The sequence below is a fragment of the Rhodoferax potami genome (genome assembly GCF_032193805.1).
Classification (GTDB): domain Bacteria; phylum Pseudomonadota; class Gammaproteobacteria; order Burkholderiales; family Burkholderiaceae_C; genus Allorhodoferax; species Allorhodoferax potami_A.
Window position 1 is genome coordinate 2,348,291 of the sequence record NZ_JAVBIK010000001.1, and the last position, 16,745, is coordinate 2,365,035.

The 16,745-nt window shown below is 61.7% G+C and carries 11 protein-coding genes and 1 pseudogene; 10 read left to right on the top strand and 2 right to left on the bottom strand.

Going from position 1 to position 16,745, the window contains the following annotated elements; all coding sequences use genetic code 11:
* The first annotated feature begins 2 nt into the window (after nt 1-2).
* From RAE19_RS11250 to RAE19_RS11280, 7 genes are all read left to right on the top strand, one after another.
* The gene (locus RAE19_RS11250) at nt 3-1,031 is read left to right on the top strand and encodes an amidohydrolase family protein (RefSeq protein WP_313874966.1); all 1,029 of its coding nucleotides are present in this window, start codon (nt 3-5) and stop codon (nt 1,029-1,031) included.
* A 319-nt stretch (nt 1,032-1,350) separates the two neighbouring features.
* Nucleotides 1,351-2,034 (top strand): 4-carboxy-4-hydroxy-2-oxoadipate aldolase/oxaloacetate decarboxylase, encoded by a 684-nt coding sequence (gene ligK / locus RAE19_RS11255; RefSeq protein ID WP_313874967.1) that lies wholly within the window; start codon nt 1,351-1,353, stop codon nt 2,032-2,034.
* A 9-nt stretch (nt 2,035-2,043) separates the two neighbouring features.
* Complete coding sequence (locus RAE19_RS11260; protein ID WP_313874968.1) at nt 2,044-2,982, top strand: amidohydrolase family protein; 939 nt, start codon at nt 2,044-2,046, stop codon at nt 2,980-2,982.
* Between the two features lies 1 nt (nt 2,983).
* Nucleotides 2,984-3,433 (top strand): protocatechuate 4,5-dioxygenase subunit alpha, encoded by a 450-nt coding sequence (gene ligA / locus RAE19_RS11265; RefSeq protein ID WP_313874969.1) that lies wholly within the window; start codon nt 2,984-2,986, stop codon nt 3,431-3,433.
* A 5-nt stretch (nt 3,434-3,438) separates the two neighbouring features.
* Nucleotides 3,439-4,332 (top strand): class III extradiol dioxygenase subunit beta, encoded by an 894-nt coding sequence (locus RAE19_RS11270; protein ID WP_313874970.1) that lies wholly within the window; start codon nt 3,439-3,441, stop codon nt 4,330-4,332.
* 1 nt (nt 4,333) lies between these two features.
* Nucleotides 4,334-5,296, top strand: coding sequence for a Gfo/Idh/MocA family oxidoreductase (locus tag RAE19_RS11275; RefSeq protein ID WP_313874971.1), 963 nt, complete (start codon nt 4,334-4,336; stop codon nt 5,294-5,296).
* Between the two features lie 69 nt (nt 5,297-5,365).
* Complete coding sequence (locus RAE19_RS11280) at nt 5,366-5,815, top strand: DUF2721 domain-containing protein (protein ID WP_313876224.1); 450 nt, start codon at nt 5,366-5,368, stop codon at nt 5,813-5,815.
* On the opposite strand, the gene RAE19_RS11285 is transcribed toward RAE19_RS11280, so the two are convergent.
* The gene (locus RAE19_RS11285; RefSeq protein WP_313874972.1) at nt 5,812-7,896 is read right to left on the bottom strand and encodes a molybdopterin-containing oxidoreductase family protein; all 2,085 of its coding nucleotides are present in this window, start codon (nt 7,894-7,896) and stop codon (nt 5,812-5,814) included. The genes RAE19_RS11280 and RAE19_RS11285 overlap by 4 nt on opposite strands.
* A 78-nt stretch (nt 7,897-7,974) precedes the next feature.
* Between RAE19_RS11285 and RAE19_RS11290 the strand changes: the two genes are divergently transcribed.
* Nucleotides 7,975-9,168 carry a M20 aminoacylase family protein gene (locus RAE19_RS11290; protein WP_313874973.1) on the top strand — a complete coding sequence of 398 codons (1,194 nt, stop codon included), beginning with the start codon at nt 7,975-7,977 and terminating at the stop codon, nt 9,166-9,168.
* 2 nt (nt 9,169-9,170) lie between these two features.
* On the opposite strand, the gene RAE19_RS11295 is transcribed toward RAE19_RS11290, so the two are convergent.
* The gene (locus RAE19_RS11295) at nt 9,171-9,950 is read right to left on the bottom strand and encodes a type III pantothenate kinase (RefSeq protein WP_313874974.1); all 780 of its coding nucleotides are present in this window, start codon (nt 9,948-9,950) and stop codon (nt 9,171-9,173) included.
* A 194-nt stretch (nt 9,951-10,144) separates the two neighbouring features.
* On the opposite strand from RAE19_RS11295, the pseudogene icmF reads away from it, so the two are divergent.
* Nucleotides 10,145-13,439 (top strand): annotated as a pseudogene (icmF, locus tag RAE19_RS11300) (fused isobutyryl-CoA mutase/GTPase IcmF).
* An 82-nt stretch (nt 13,440-13,521) separates the two neighbouring features.
* A complete protein-coding gene (locus RAE19_RS11305) occupies nt 13,522-16,692 on the top strand; it encodes a bifunctional diguanylate cyclase/phosphodiesterase (RefSeq protein WP_313874975.1) in 3,171 nt (1,056 codons plus the stop codon).
* Nucleotides 16,693-16,745: the final 53 nt, after the last annotated feature.

Here is a 16,745-nt window from a genome sequence, read left to right on the forward strand (position 1 = left end):
CCATGATCATTGATTGCCACGGCCACTACACCACCGCCCCCAAGGCGCTGGAGAACTGGCGCAACGCCCAGATCGCCAACCTGTCCACGCCCGAACTGGGCCCCAAGGTGGCCGACCTGAAAATCAGCGATGACGAGCTGATCGAAACCATTGAATCCAACCAGCTGCGCCTGATGAAAGAGCGGGGCTCTGACCTCACCATCTTCAGCCCGCGCGCCAGCTTTATGGCCCACCACATCGGCGACTTCAACACCAGCGCCACTTGGGCGGCCATCTGCAACGAGCTGTGCTTCCGCGTGAGCCAGCTGTTTCCCGACCACTTCATTCCCGCGGCCATGCTGCCGCAAAGCCCCGGTGTGGATCCCGCCACCTGCATTCCCGAGCTGGTGAAGTGCGTGGAGCAATACGGCAACGTGGGCATCAACCTGAACCCCGACCCCAGTGGCGGCCACTGGACATCGCCCCCCTTGAGCGACAAGCACTGGTACCCCATTTACGAAAAAATGGTGGAGTACGACATCCCCGCGATGATCCACGTGTCCACCAGCTGCAACGCCTGCTTCCACACCACCGGCGCCCACTACCTGAACGCGGACACCACTGCTTTCATGCAGTGCCTGACCAGTGATCTGTTCAAGCAATTTCCCACGCTCAAGTTCCTGATCCCTCACGGCGGCGGCGCCGTGCCTTACCACTGGGGCCGTTTCCGCGGCTTGGCGCAAGAGCTCAAGAAGCCCTTGTTGGAAGAGCATTTGCTTAACAACATTTACTTTGACACCTGCGTGTACCACCAGCCCGGCATTGATTTGCTGAACACGGTGATACCGGTGAAGAACGTGTTGTTTGCGTCTGAAATGATTGGGGCGGTGCGCGGCATTGACCCGCAAACCGGCCACTACTACGACGACACCAAGCGCTACATCGAAGCGTCCAAGATCCTGAGCAACGAAGACCGTTTCCAGATTTACGAAGGTAATGCGCGGCGCGTGTTTCCGCGGCTGGATGCGGTTTTGAAGGCTAAGGGGCAGTAACTTGGTTTCGCGCTGCTCTCGGAGGGTTTGGGATGGTTATGCGTTTTGCTGCGTGTCCCCCGCCCGCTTTGCGGGCTCCTCCTTGACCTCCGCAAAACGCATAGCCACTCCGAGCCTTACCCGCGTGTTTGGAATTCGATGACCAGATAAACACCTTCGCAGCAGCAGAGTAGGGGTGAGTGCCGCAGCGAAGTCAAGGAGGAGCCCGCTGGAGCGGGCGGGGGACATGAGCGGAGGTACTTACCCCTGCTCTGCTGCGGGCCCAGCGAAAAGCAGGTCCAGTGAGAAATGCAGCCAGAAATATGAAGGAGTCTTGAATATGTATGAACTAGGCGTTTGCTACAAAAACATCACCCGCGCAGACCGCGCAGCCGCAGACGGCTTGGCCGCCTTGGGCTCTGCCACCGTGCACGAAGCCATGGGTCGCGTGGGCCTGCTCAAGCCCTACATGCGCCCCATCCAAAGTGGCGTGCAGGTGTCCGGCACCGCAGTGACCGTGCTGCTGCAACCCGGCGACAACTGGATGATGCATGTGGCGGCTGAGCAGATTCAGCCCGGCGACATCGTGGTGGCGACCGTCACTGCAGAGTGCACCGACGGTTTCTTCGGTGACCTGTTGGCGACTTCCTTCCAAGCCCGCGGCGCGCGCGCTCTCATCATTGACGGCGGTGTGCGCGACGTGAAAGAGCTGCAGCGCATGGGCTTCCCCGTGTGGAGCAAGGCCATCAGCAGCAAGGGCACCATCAAGGCCACCTTGGGTTCGGTGAATATTCCTATCGTGTGTGCCGGCATGCTGGTGACCCCGGGTGATGTGATCGTGGCAGATGACGACGGCGTGGTGTGCGTGCCCGCAGCCAAAGCCGTTGCCACGCTGGCCGCTGCCCAGAAGCGCGAGAGCTTCGAAGGCGAAAAGCGCGAGAAGCTGGCCGCCGGCGTGCTGGGGCTGGACATGTACAAGATGCGGGAGCCCTTGGCTGCGCTGGGTTTGAAGTACATCGACTGAAAGCCCGCTATGACCAAACCTACTTCGGGTGACTTCACCAAAACTGCTGGCTGGATGGACTGGTACACCGGCCCATCTACGCCTACCTTCCAACTGCCTGCAGGCGCTGTCGACGCGCACTGCCATGTGTTCGGCCCCGGTGCCGAATTCCCCTATGCGCCCGAGCGCAAGTACACGCCGTGCGATGCGTCCAAGCACCAGCTGTTCGCCTTGCGCGACCACTTGGGCTTTGAGAAGAACGTCATCGTACAAGCCACCTGCCACGGCGCCGACAACCGTGCCATGGTGGATGCGCTGATCGCCAGCAATGGCAAGGCGCGCGGTGTGGCTACCGTCAAGCGCAGCGTCACGGATAAAGAAATCCAGGCCATGCATGACGCCGGTGTGCGCGGCGTGCGTTTCAACTTCGTCAAGCGCCTGGTGGACTTCACGCCCAAGGACGAGCTGATGGAAATTGCCGGCCGCATTGCGAAGTGGGGCTGGCATGTGGTGATTTACTTTGAGGCCGTAGACCTGCCCGAGCTGTGGGACTTTTTCACCGCACTGCCGACCACGGTGGTGGTGGATCACATGGGCCGGCCTGATGTGTCGCTGCCCGTGGACGGCCCGCAGTTTGCGCTGTTCGAGAAGTTCATGCGTGAGCACAGCAATGTGTGGAGCAAAGTGAGCTGCCCCGAACGCCTGAGCGTTAGTGGCCCCAAAGCTTTGAATGGCGAGCAACACGCTTACCGCGATGTGATTCCGTTTGCCAAGCGCATCGTGGAGCAATTCCCTGATCGCGTGTTGTGGGGTACCGACTGGCCGCACCCCAACCTGAAGGACCACATGCCCGATGACGGCCTGCTGGTGGACTTTATTCCCCATATCGCCACCACCCCAGAGCTGCAACGCAAGCTGCTGGTGGACAACCCCAACCGCCTCTATTGGCCTGAAACCCTGAAAGACTGATATGGCACTCGACAAACCTTACCAGGACATCCCCGGCACCATCATTTTTGATGCCGAACAAAGCCGTAAAGGCTACTGGCTCAACCAGTTCTGCATGAGCCTGATGAAGGCCGACAACCGCGCGCGCTTCAAGGCCGACCAGCGCGCCTACCTGAACGAATGGCCCATGAGCGAGGACCAACGTCAGGCCGTGATCGACATGGACCTGAACCGCGCCATGCAGCTCGGCGGCAATATTTACTTCCTGGCCAAGATCGGCGCCACCCATGGCCGCAGCTTTCAGCAGATGGCCGGCAGCATGACCGGCATGACCGAAGAAGAGTACCGCGCCATGATGCTGGCCGGTGGCCGCTCGGCCGAAGGCAATCGCTACATCGGTGAGGACGGCGACGCCCAGGCCCACCGCCAACCCCAAGGCCAGCAATCCACCGTTGGTGGCAAGAAAGACTGAACCCCATGGCCAAAATTACCGCCTCTGTATTCACCTCCCACGTGCCGGCCATCGGCGCCGCTATGGACCTGGGCAAGACCCAGGAGGACTACTGGAAGCCGCTGTTTGCCGGCTACGACTTCTCCAAGCAATGGATGAAGGACAACAAGCCTGACGTGATCTTCTTGGTCTTTAACGACCACGCAACCGCCTTCAGCCTGGACATGATTCCCACCTTCGCCATCGGCACGGCCGCGGAGTACACCCCCGCCGACGAAGGCTTCGGCCCTCGCCCGGTGCCCAAGGTGCAAGGCCACCCTGACCTGGCTTCGCACATTGCTCACTCGGTGATCCAGCAGGACTTTGACCTCACCATCGTCAACAAGATGGATGTGGACCACGGCCTCACCGTGCCCCTGAGCCTGATGTGCGGTGAAAAAGACCCGGCCAAGGACAGCTGGCCCTGCCCGGTAATTCCGTTTGCGGTGAACGTGGTGCAGTACCCCGTGCCCAGCGGCCAGCGTTGCTTTAACCTTGGCAAGGCCATCCGCAAGGCGGTGGAAAGCTACGACGAAGACCTGAATGTGCACATCTGGGGCACCGGCGGCATGAGCCACCAGTTGCAAGGCGCCCGTGCCGGCCTGATCAACCGCGAGTGGGACAACGCCTGGCTAGACCAGATGATTGCCGACCCCGCCGCCTGCGCCGCTACGCCTCACATCGACTACGTGCGCGAAGCCGGCAGCGAAGGCATTGAGCTGGTGATGTGGCTGATCGCCCGCGGCGCCATGTCTGATGTGCCCTACGATGCTACAGATTTGGAAGCAGCCCGTGCAAATTCCGTGAGGGTTAAGCACCGTTTTTACCATGTGCCCGCCAGCAACACGGCCGTAGGACATTTGATTCTGGAAAACAACTGATATGAGCAAAACCATCAAAGTCGCCCTCGCGGGCGCCGGCGCCTTTGGCGTCAAACACCTGGACGGCATCAAGAATATTGAGGGCGTGGAAGTTATCTCCCTGATCGGCCGTGAGTTGGACAAAACCAAAGAAGTGGCCGCCAAGTACGGCATAGGCCATGTGACCACCGAGCTGTCTGAAAGCCTGGCAATCCCCGAGCTGGACGCCGTCATTCTGTGCACCCCGACCCAGATGCACGCCGAGCAAACATTGGCTTGTTTGAAAGCCGGTAAGCACGTCCAAGTGGAGATTCCCCTGGCCGACAGCTGGGCCGGCGCCGATGCCGTGGTGGCCGAGCAGAAGAGGACCGGTCTGGTTGCCATGTGCGGCCACACCCGCCGCTTCAACCCCAGCCACCAGTACGTGAATGAGCAGATCACGGCTGGCAAGTTCAACATCCAGCAAATGGACGTGCAGACCTACTTTTTCCGCCGCACCAATACCAACGCGCTAGGCCAAGCCCGCAGCTGGACCGACCACTTGCTGTGGCACCACGCTGCGCACACCGTGGACTTGTTTGCCTACCAGGCCAACAGCCCCATCGTGCAGGCCAACGCCATCCAAGGCCCCATCCACCCGGTGCTCGGCATTGCCATGGACATGAGCATCCAGCTGCGCGCTGCCAATGGTGCCATCTGCACCTTGTCACTGAGCTTCAACAACGACGGCCCCTTGGGCACTTACTTCCGCTACATCGGCGACACAGCGACCTACCTCGCCCGTTACGACGACCTGTATACCGGCAAGGAAGAGAAGATCGATGTGAGCCAAGTGGCCGTCAGCATGAACGGTATTGAGCTGCAAGACCGCGAGTTCTTTGCCGCCATCAAAGAGGGGCGCGAACCCAACTCCAGCGTAGGCCGCGTGTTGGACTGCTACCGCGTGCTGCACCAGTTGGAGCAGCAATTGGCCCAACAGAGATAGAGCCCCGACCTACAATGCAACGCCATGCCGGCATGAGACGGCATGGCGTTTTTTATTGAGGTGTATGCAATGCCCTTCCCCCTTGAGCCGGATGCGGTCTCCCACGGAATCCAGCTGGCGGTTGCGCCCGTCTTTCTTTTGACAGCAGTGTCCGGCATGATTGCGGCGGTGGCCGGACGATTGGCGCGCATCATCGACCGGGCGCGCAATGTGGAAACTCGCATCAAGCAGGGCGCCCACCCTGCGGAAGATGCAGATGGCTATACCGAACTCGCGGAGCTGCGAACGCGCGGTTTGCTAGCGAATTCCAGTATTGCGTTGCTAACAGCCTGTGCGTTCCTGATCGGCCTCACCATCGTAGTGTTGTTCCTTGGCGAGACGATTGACTTCCCTGGCTTACGTATCTCCATCTTTACGTTTGTTGGGGGTGTCGTGTGCTTTTTGAGCGCCTTGATCTGCTTCATGGTGGAGACTTTCATCGCCACCCGCCTGCTCAATTTCGGGCGCAAAAAGCGCTAACTTTTCTTCACCTCCACTGCACAGTCGTAAAACGTAGGCGCCCGGCCCATGTCGGTCAGGCGTTGGCTGGTCAGCTCGTTCACATTGGTGCCGTCGCGACCCAGCTTGCGCCACCAGATGCCCAGGCCGTTGACCACTCCGGGGCGTGCGCGGGCGGACACGCGCGCCACACAGCGGTGGGTCCCGCGGGCGTTGAATACCGTGACCTCATCCCCGTCCGCAATACCGCGTGGCGCAGCATCGGTTTCATGCAGTTCCACCAGGGGTTCGCCTTCGATATCGCGCAGGCTCTTCACGTTCACAAAGGTGGAGTTCAAGAAGTTGCGTGCGGGCGGCGAGATCATCGCCAGCGGGTATCTCGCATCCGCTCCTGCGGGTTCGTAGTTGGGCAGGTGGTCGGGCAGGCCGTCGTTCCCACGCGCAGCCAAGCGTGCGCTGTAAAACTCGCACTTGCCGCTTGGTGTTGGAAAGCCGCCATCGGCAAACGGGGCATCGGAAACGGGCAGGGGCGCGTAGCCCTGGCTCAGTAGCAAGCCAAAGTCCACCTTGTCGCCAAAGGCCGTGCGGCACAGGCTCTCATCAGATTCTGCAAACACGTCTTCGGTGAAGCTCATGCGCTGCGCCAGATCGCGGAAGAACTGGGTATTGGTGCGCGCCTCGCCCAGCGGGGCAATCGACGGGCGGTTGAGCAGGATGTCGGTGTGGCCGTAGCTGCTGTGCACGTCCCAATGCTCAAGCTGGGTGGTGGCGGGCAACACGTAGTCGGCGTAGTCGGCGGTGTCAGTCTGAAAGTGTTCCAGCACTACCGTAAACAAGTCTTCGCGCGCAAAGCCTTGCACCACCTTGGCGGACTCCGGTGCCACCGCAACGGGGTTGCTGTTGTAGACGATGAGGGCTTCAATCGCCGGGCCGAACTCGGGGCTGGCCGGGCGCAGCAGGTCGTCGCCAATGGTGCTCATGTTGATGGTGCGCGGTGTGCGGCCAGCCAGCAGCTCGGGTCGTTCCAGCGCCATGGTCTGGGTGGGTACATAGCCCGAACTGGACAGCAACACGCCGCCGGCGCGGTGCCGCCAGGCGCCCACCAAAGCGGGCAGGCAGGCAATCGCACGCACCGCGTTGCCGCCGCCACGCACCCGCTGCAGACCATAGTTCATGCGGATGGCCACAGGCTCGCCTGCGCGTGCCGCCTGGCCGTATTCGCGGGCCAGCGCGCGCACTTCGTCTGCGTTGATGCCACACACCTCTGCGGTGCGCTCGGGCGTCCACTGCAGGGCGCGCGCGCGCAGCCCTTCCCAGCCGAGGGTGTGGCGGGCAATGTAGTCGTGGTCCAGCCAGTCGTGGGTGATCAGCTCATGCATCAGGCCCAGCGCGAGGGCGGCATCGGTGCCGGGCAGCAGGGCAATGTGTTGGTGGCATTTCTCGGCCGTCTCGGAGCGGCGCGGGTCGATGCAGATGATGCGTGCGCCATTGCGTTTGGCGGTTTGCACGTGGCGCCAGAAGTGCACATTGCTGGCAATCGAGTTGCTGCCCCAGATCAGGATGAGTTTGGATTCCGCAAAGAACTCCACCTTGGTGCCGACTTTGTTGCCCAGAGTGAAGGTCAGGGCTTCAGCACCTGCCGAGGCGCAAATAGTGCGGTCCAGCCGGGCGGCGCCTATTCTGTTGAAAAAGCGCGCTGCCATGCCTTCGCCCTGCACACGCCCCATGGTGCCGGCGTAGCTGTAGGGCTGGATGGCCTGCGGGTCGCGGGCAGCAATGGTCTGGAGCTTGTTCGCAATGTCGTTCAGCGCCTCGTCCCAGCTCACGCGCTCAAATTGGCCGGATCCTTTGGGCCCCACGCGTTTGAGCGGGTGCAGCAGGCGTTCGGGGTGGTAGGTGCGCTCGGTGTAGCGCGATACCTTGGTGCACAGCGCGCCATTGGTGGCAGGGTGGTCCGGGTTGCCCTGGACTTTGATCGCTATGCCGTCTTGCACCGTGACCAGCATCGAGCAGGTGTCCGGGCAGTCGTGGGGGCAGGCGCCCAGAATCTGGGTGGCTGCAGTGGCGGGGGTGTGAGAGGTCGCGGGAGTGTCTGAGTGCATGTGCGGACTTTACCGAATTGCGTATGCTCTTGCGATGACACAAACGGGACATTTCTGTCCCCGCGGAGGACACTTGCCATGAAACTGATAGAGCCCATAGTTGCCAACACCCCCGAAATTGCGGCCCTGCGCAAAGATATCCATGCCCACCCGGAGCTGTGTTTCCAAGAGGTGCGCACGGCTGATGTGGTGGCTGCGAAGCTGACCGAGTGGGGCATTCCGATCCACCGCGGCATGGGCACCACCGGGGTGGTGGGCATTGTGAAAGCCGGCACCTCTAACCGCGCACTGGCTTTGCGCGCCGACATGGACGCCCTGCCCATGCAAGAGTTCAACACCTTTGCCCACGCCAGCAAACATGCAGGCAAGATGCACGCCTGCGGGCACGACGGCCACACCGCCATGCTGCTGGCAGCGGCCCAGCACTTTGCCAAGCACCGTAACTTTGATGGCACCGTGTACTTGGTGTTCCAGCCCGCCGAAGAAGGCGGCGGTGGCGCCCGCGAGATGATCAAGGACGGCTTGTTTGAGCAGTTTCCGGTGGAAGCAGTGTTCGGCATGCACAACTGGCCGGGCATGGCAGCGGGCACCTTTGCGTCCAGCGCGGGCCCGGTGATGGCGTCCAGCAACGAATTCAAGATCACCATCCGGGGGAAGGGCGGCCATGCGGCTATTCCGCACAACGCCATCGACCCGGTGGTGGTGGCTTGCCAGCTGGTGCAGGGTTTTCAGACCATCATTAGTCGCAATGTGAAGCCGATTGATGCGGGCGTGATCTCGGTCACCATGATCAACGCCGGCGAAGCCACCAACGTCATCCCCGACCGCTGCGAACTGCAAGGCACGGTGCGCACTTTCTCTATCGAAGTGTTGGACCTGATTGAGCGTCGCATGCGCGAGATGAGCGAGAGCCTGTGCGCCGCGTTCAACACCCGGGTTGAGTTTGCCTTTGTGCGCAACTACCCGCCCACGGTTAATGCGCCCAAAGAGGCCGCATTTGCCCGCAAAGTCATGGAGAGCATCGTCGGCGCGGACAAGGTCTACACCCAGGAGCCCACCATGGGCGCCGAAGACTTTTCGTTCATGCTGCAGGCCAAACCCGGCTGCTACGCCTTTATCGGTAACGGAGATGGTGACCACCGCACCATGGGCCACGGCGCCGGGCCTTGCACCTTGCACAACCCGAGCTACGACTTTAATGACGAGTTGCTGCCCTTGGGCGCTACTTTCTGGGTGCGTTTGGCTGAAGAGTGGTTAGCGACGGACGTCTGACATCAAGGCGTCAGTTCAACGGCATAGCGGTCTTTTGCCATTTGCAGCAGGCCGTCAAAAATCAGGTTGTCCACCAGTTCAAACGGGCGGGTCATGCTGGGGGCCATCTTCCAGCCTGCGCCGCCAGTCATGATGCAGGCCGGGTCTGCACCGCAGTGGGCTTTGACGTGTTGCACCATCCGCTCTACCGCCCCCGCAATCGCAAAGGTCCCGCCGCTGGTGAGTGCGTCGCTGGTGTTGGTCGGGAAATCACGCACCTCGCCCGTCGGCACATGCAAGCCGGCGGTGCCGGACTCCAGTGCTCTGAGCATGATGCCGTGGCCGGGCAGAATCAGCCCGCCCAAGAATTTGCCTTGCGCATCGATGGCTTCTACCGTCACCGCTGTGCCCACCATGACCAGCACCATGGGGCGCGCCGGGCCTTGGCTCAGCATGTGGTGGTAGGCCCCGATCATCGCGACCCAGCGGTCCGCCCCGAGGCGGGTGGGGTGGTCGTAGCCATTGCGCAAGCCGGCTTCGGCTTCGCTGGAGACCACCCATTGCGGCACCACATCCCACAGGTCCATCTGCTCTTGTACCCGGCGTTTGACGGCATCTCCAGCCACCACACACCCCAATACATGGCGCGGTGAGGGCAGTCCGCTCCAGGCACCATCCGCGAGCTTGTCGATGTTCTCCAGAAACTCGGCACCTTGTGCCAACAAGGCTGCGCCGGGGCGGGGGGATGCGTAATGTGCCCATTTGAGGCGTGTGTTGCCGATGTCCAGCGCGAGAAATGTCATGGTGCCGCAAGCAGTGTCTTGATAAGTCGCACTCTACCGGATTCAGCACCGCAGACGAGAGCCAATGGCGCTCAGTGCTAAGTACTTACCCTAGGGCAGGCCGTAAGCCACCGTGAGGGTGATTGGTTTACAGTTGACGTTTACGTAAACGTCAATCACGCGTGCTGCACGCGGCAACCCTTTGTGAGTACCCCATGACCGATCTGTCTGCTGACTACAAAGCCCTGGCCAATTACCGCCCGACCCACAAAGTGCGGTTTGTCACCGCAGCCAGCCTGTTTGACGGGCACGACGCAGCCATCAACATCATGCGACGCATCCTGCAAGGCATGGGTGCAGAGGTAATCCACCTAGGCCACAACCGCAGTGTCGATGAGGTGGTCACAGCAGCCCTGCAGGAAGATGTGCAAGGCATTGCCATCAGCTCTTACCAGGGCGGGCATGTCGAGTATTTCAAGTACATGGTCGACTTGCTGCGTGAGCGTGGCGGCTCGCACATTCAGGTGTTTGGCGGCGGTGGCGGTGTGATTGTGCCGGCCGAAATCCGGGAGCTGCATGCGTATGGCGTGGCCCGCATTTACAGCCCGGAAGACGGTCAACGCATGGGGCTGGCCGGCATGATCGGCGAAATGGTGATGCGCTGCGACAAAGACATCACCGCCTTGGCACCCACCGATTTGTCGGCGATTCAGGGCCACACAGAGGCCAGTTGGCGCGCGCTGTCCCAGCTGCTGACGGCAGCAGAGGCTTCCAAGCTCAATCCGGCTCTGGTGCAGGATATGCGTGCGCAAGCAGCTACTAAAAAGATAGCGGTTGTGGGTATCACCGGCACCGGCGGTGCCTGGCAAGTCGAGCTTGACCGATGAGCTGATCCGCCGCCTGCGGCTAGACCAGAACGACGCTTTGCGCGTCGCGGTGATCTCTATCGACCCGAGCCGCCGCAAGAGCGGGGGCGCGCTCTTGGGCGACCGCATCCGCATGAATGCCATCTCGCCATGGCAGCAGGGCTCCCGGGTATTCATGCGCAGCCTGGCTACGCGGGATTTCGGCTCCGAGATCAGCGCGGCACTACCGGATGTGATTGCAGCCTGCAAGGTGGCCGGCTTTGATGTGATCGTGGTCGAAACCTCTGGCATCGGCCAGGGCGATGCGGCCATCGTGCCGCATGTGGATGTGCCCTTGTACGTCATGACCCCCGAATTCGGTGCCGCCAGCCAGCTCGAAAAAATCGACATGCTGGACTTTGCCGAGTTTGTGGCGATCAACAAGTTTGACCGCAAGGGCGCCAGCGATGCGCTGCGCGACGTGGCCAAACAGGTGCAGCGCAACAAAGAAGCCTGGGGCACCCCCACCGAGCAGATGCCGGTGTTCGGCACCATGGCCGCCCGCTTCAACGACGATGGCGTGACCGCCCTTTACCAAGCGGTGTTGCCACGCCTTAAGGCCTTGGGCGTGTCGCTCCAGGACGGCTGTTTGCCCCGGGTGAGCGTGCGTCACAGCTCCAACCAGACGCCGGTGGTGCCAGCAGCGCGCACCCGGTACCTGGCCGAGATCAGCGATACGGTGCGGGGCTACAAGAAACGCGCCAAAGAACAAGCCCGGCTGGCCCGCGAAATCCAGCAACTGCGTGAAAGCGGCCGCATGCTGCGCGAGTCGGACCCCGACAAAGCAGGCGCGGTGCAAGCCGTGGCGGATCTGGCCGATCAACGTGTAGAGCGCATGGGCGTGGCCGAGCGCAAGCTGCTGGCCCAGTGGCCCGAGATGCAAAAAGCCTATGCGGGTGACGAGTACGTGGTGAAGATCCGCGACAAAGAAATCCGCACTGCACTCACCACCAAAAGTTTGAGTGGTACCACCATCCGCAAAGTGGCTTTGCCGCAGTACGAGGACCATGGCGAAATCCTGAAGTGGCTGATGCTGGACAACGTGCCCGGTAGCTACCCCTACACCGCAGGCACCTTTGCCTTCAAGCGCGAGGGCGAGGACCCGACCCGCATGTTCGCGGGCGAGGGCGATGCCTTCCGCACCAACACCCGCTTCAAGCTGCTGTCCAGCGGCATGGCGGCCAAGCGCCTCTCTACCGCTTTCGACTCGGTCACGCTCTACGGCAACGACCCTGACCCGCGCCCCGACATCTACGGCAAGGTGGGTAACAGCGGCGTGAGCATTGCTACGCTGGATGACATGAAAGTGCTCTACGGCGGGTTTGACTTGTGCAGCCCGAGCACCAGTGTGTCCATGACCATCAATGGCCCGGCGCCGTCGATTCTGGCCATGTTCATGAACACGGCCATCGACCAGAACATCGACAAATTCAAGGCCGACAACGGCCGCGAACCCACGGACACCGAAGTCGCCAAAATCAAGGAATGGGTGCTCGCCAATGTGCGCGGCACGGTGCAAGCCGACATCCTGAAAGAAGACCAGGGCCAGAACACCTGCATCTTCAGCACCGAGTTTTCACTCAAGGTGATGGGCGACATTGCCAGCTATTTTGTGCACCACAACGTGCGCAATTTCTACAGCGTGTCCATCAGCGGGTACCACATTGCCGAAGCCGGGGCCAACCCCATCAGCCAGCTGGCGTTCACCCTGTCCAACGGCTTCACCTTTGTGGAGGCGTATCTGGCGCGCGGCATGCACATTGACGACTTTGCGCCCAACCTGAGCTTCTTCTTCAGCAACGGCATGGATCCCGAGTACACCGTCATGGGCCGCGTGGCCCGCCGCATCTGGGCCGTGGCCATGAAAGAGAAATACGGCGCCAACGAGCGTAGCCAAAAACTCAAGTACCACATCCAAACCAGCGGCCGCAGCCTGCACGCGCAGGAGATTCAGTTCAACGACATCCGCACCACGCTGCAGGCGCTGATTGCGATTTACGACAACTGCAACAGCCTGCACACCAACGCGTTTGACGAAGCCATCACCACGCCCACCGAAGACTCGGTGCGCCGCGCCATGGCCATCCAGCTCATCATCAACCGCGAGTGGGGCCTGGCCAAAAACGAAAACCCGAGCCAGGGCGCCTTCATCATCGAAGAGCTGACCGAGCTGGTTGAAGAGGCGGTGCTCAAAGAGTTCGAAGCCATTGCCGACCGTGGCGGCGTGTTGGGTGCGATGGAGACCGGCTACCAGCGAGGCAAGATCCAAGACGAATCCATGCACTACGAAATGCTCAAGCACACCGGCGAGCTGCCCATCATCGGCGTGAACACCTTCCGCAACCCGCATGGCGACCAGGTGATGGAAAAGCTGGAGCTCGCCCGCAGCACCGACGACGAAAAGCAAAACCAGCTCAAACGTCTGGCCGACTTCCACACGTTGCACGCTGCGGAGTCCCCTGCCATGCTCAAGAAGTTGCAGCAGGCCGTTATCGACAACCAGAACGTGTTTGAGGTGTTGATGGACGCGGTGCGGGTGTGCTCGCTGGGCCAGATCACGAGTGCGCTGTTTGAGGTGGGCGGACAGTACCGGCGCAATATGTAAGCCTCTGGTGCGCTTATTGCTTGCAAGGCCCTGAGCCGTTGGAACCCGCGTGGCGGGTGGCTCTGAGGATCGGGCCTTGCATATGTTGTCAAAAATTTCGCACTGGTTGGGGCGCTTGAGTGTCGGGCGCAAGCTCACACTCATTTATCTGCTGGATCTGACGGCGGTCATCTATGTCTCCGGCATCCTGATCCACGAAAAGTACCTCGCCATCGACTTTGCCCGCAAAGAAATTGTGGGCGCCAATTACACCGAGGTGGTGCGGCACAACGTGATGGACACCATCCTCGCCGCTCCGGGTAACGCCCCGGCCGCCCGGGCGCATGCCCTCCAAGCCATGGAGCTGGCGCAGGCAGACTACGACAGCCAACTCAACACCGGCGGCCCTTCGGCCCGCCTGCACGCCATGCTCGCCGCAACCCCATCGGCGCCCGAGCACGGTCTTTTGGTGGCACAAGCCCGGGACCTGCTCACGGTTGTGGGCAATCAATCCAATTTGATTCTGGATCCGGACCTCGACAGCTACTACGTGATGTCGCTGACCCTGTTGCGCCTGCCGGAGCTGCTGCAAGTCATGTTGGACACCCACAACCTGATGCGCCATTGGGATAATCGGGTTCGCGGCTTCAGCCCCAACGCCCAGTTGCTCACGGTGTTGGGCCGGCTGGATGCGGTGCAGCAGGGTCTGGAGTCGGACTACGAGCAAGCCTGGTTGGCCGGCACGCCCGAGTTGCGGGCGGCGCTCAAGCCGGGGCGCGACGCGCTGCAACAGTCGCTGGTCGAGTTCACCCGCGCTGTGCGGGACATCAACACCGCCAACATCACACCCGAGCAGATAGACCGTCTCGATGCGAGCTCCCAGCAGGCACTGCAAGACCTGTCGGTGAGCTGGCAGACCGGTATTGCGCAGTTAGAACTCTTGCTGACCCAGCGGGTGGATACCTTGTTTCAGCGCATGTGGATCCACCTGGGCACGGCCTTGCTGCTGTTAGGCTGCATTTTGAGCTTGGTGTATCTGGTGGCCAGCCAGATCGCCAAGCCCCTGCAGGGCTTGGCCCGCGTCGCCCACGATGTGCGGCGCAACGCGGACTACACCTTGCGGGCCGAGTGGCACAGCCGTGATGAGATCGGCCAACTCTTTTCCGCATTCAACGGCATGCTGGCGCAGTTGGACCGCGATCGCCTGGTGCAGCAAGAGCTGGCTGCCAGCGCTCGCGCGGCAGAGGCCCAGCGCGAGCTGGTGGAGGCCTTTCCTATCCCCATTGTGGTGACCTCGGTGCCGGACCACGAGGTGCTGCACGTCAACACCCCGGCCCGACCTTGGTTAGGCGGCCGCACCGATGACCCGTGGCGCCATGGCCTGGAGCCGGGGGTGCGCGGGCGTTTTTTCCAACGTTTGGCTGACTTTGATGCAGTGGACGAGTTCGAGGTGCGCTGGCACGGCGGCGCCACCCCGTCGTGGGCGGTGCTGTCCGCCCGGCGGCTGAACTACCAGGGGCGCGACGCGGTGCTCACCGCGTTCACCCCGATCAACAAGCTCAAGGTGATGGAGCAGCGGCTCGAGCTGTGGGCCAAGGTGTTTGAAGCCTCCAGCGAGGGCATCATCATCATGGACGAGAGCCGCAAGATCATCAGCGTGAACCATGCCTTCTGCCGCAGCACCGGGCACGACATTTACGAGGCGTTGGGCCGCGACTTGAGCTTTGTGATGCAGACCCCGCAAGACGCGGTCTGGTCCGAGTTGGAGAGCCACAACGACTGGCAAGGCGAAGTGCGCTTCTGCAAACAAAACGGCGATACCTATCCCGCCTGGCTGATGGTGTCTTCGGTGCACAAGAGTGCCACCAGCGGCGAGGTGGTGAACTACATCGGCATCTCCATCGACATCACCGACCGCAAGGCCAAAGAAGAGCGCATCCGCTTTTTGGCCCAACACGATGTGCTGACTGAGTTGCCCAATCGCGCCCTGTGCCAGCAGCGGCTGGGCGAAGCCCTGGTGAGTGCGCGCAGCAGCGGCGAGAAGGTAGCCGTGCTGTTTATCGACCTCGATCGCTTCAAAGCCATCAATGACACCTTGGGCCACCATATTGGCGACGGGCTGCTGCGCACCGTGGCGCGCCGCCTGTCGGCCGCAGTGCGCACCGATGACACTGTGAGCCGCCTGGGCGGCGACGAGTTTGTGATTGTGCTTCGCCATGTGGGCGACCTGGATGAGCTGCACGCCTTGGTCAATGATCGGCTGATTCCGTCCATCCGCCAGACCGCAACGGTCGATGGCCATGTGCTCTCGGTGTCGTGCAGTGTGGGCGTGGCCCTCTTTCCCGATGACGCGCTGGACCAGGATGAGCTGATGCGCCGTGCCGATGCGGCCATGTACGAGGCCAAATCAGCCGGCCGCGACATGGCGCGGTTCTTTTCCCCCGAGACCGACCAGCGGGTGTTGGCGCGGCAGACCATGGAGACCCAGCTGCGCCAGGCGCTGGCCAATGACGAGTTCAGCCTGCACTACCAGCCGCGGCTGAACGCCCGCACCCGCAAGGTGCAGGGTGCCGAGGCCCTGCTGCGCTGGAAAAACCCGCTGCTGGGCCAGGTGCCGCCGGGCGAGTTCATCCATGTGGCCGAAGAAAGTGGCTTGATCAAACCCATAGGCGCCTGGGTGCTGCGCGAAGCATGCCGTAACTGGATGGCCCTGGAGGCCCAAGGCGTCTGCAAGGGGCTGGAGCTGTCGGTCAACCTGTCGGTCGCCCAGCTGGCCGACCCGGAGCTGGTGGATCAGCTGATTGCGGTGCTGCGCGATACCCGCATGCCCCCGGCCCAACTGGAGCTGGAGCTCACCGAGTCTCACCTGATGGACAACCCGGTCGCTGCCCAACAAAAAGTGGCGGCCCTTAAGGCGCTGGGCGTGAAGGTAGCGATTGACGACTTCGGCACCGGCTACTCCAGCCTGGCCTACCTTAAGCGCTTTGATATCGACAAGCTCAAGGTCGACCAGTCGTTTGTGTTGGGCATGCTGGAAGACAGTGCCGATGCCGCCATCGTGCACGCGGTGATTGCGCTGGGCCACACACTGGGCCTGAAGGTGGTGGCGGAAGGCGTGGAGAACCTGCCCACCGCCCAGACCCTGACGGCGCTGGGCTGCGACGAGTTGCAGGGCTACTGCTTCAGCCGCCCGATCCCCCTGGACGAGTGGGTGAGCTACCTGCGCAGCCATGCCCTGCGCGAGGACCGCCGCCGGCCACCAATCGCAGGGTAATTTGCTATGGTATTGATAGCTGCTAGCGCATGTTTTATGTGCGCTAGCGCCAT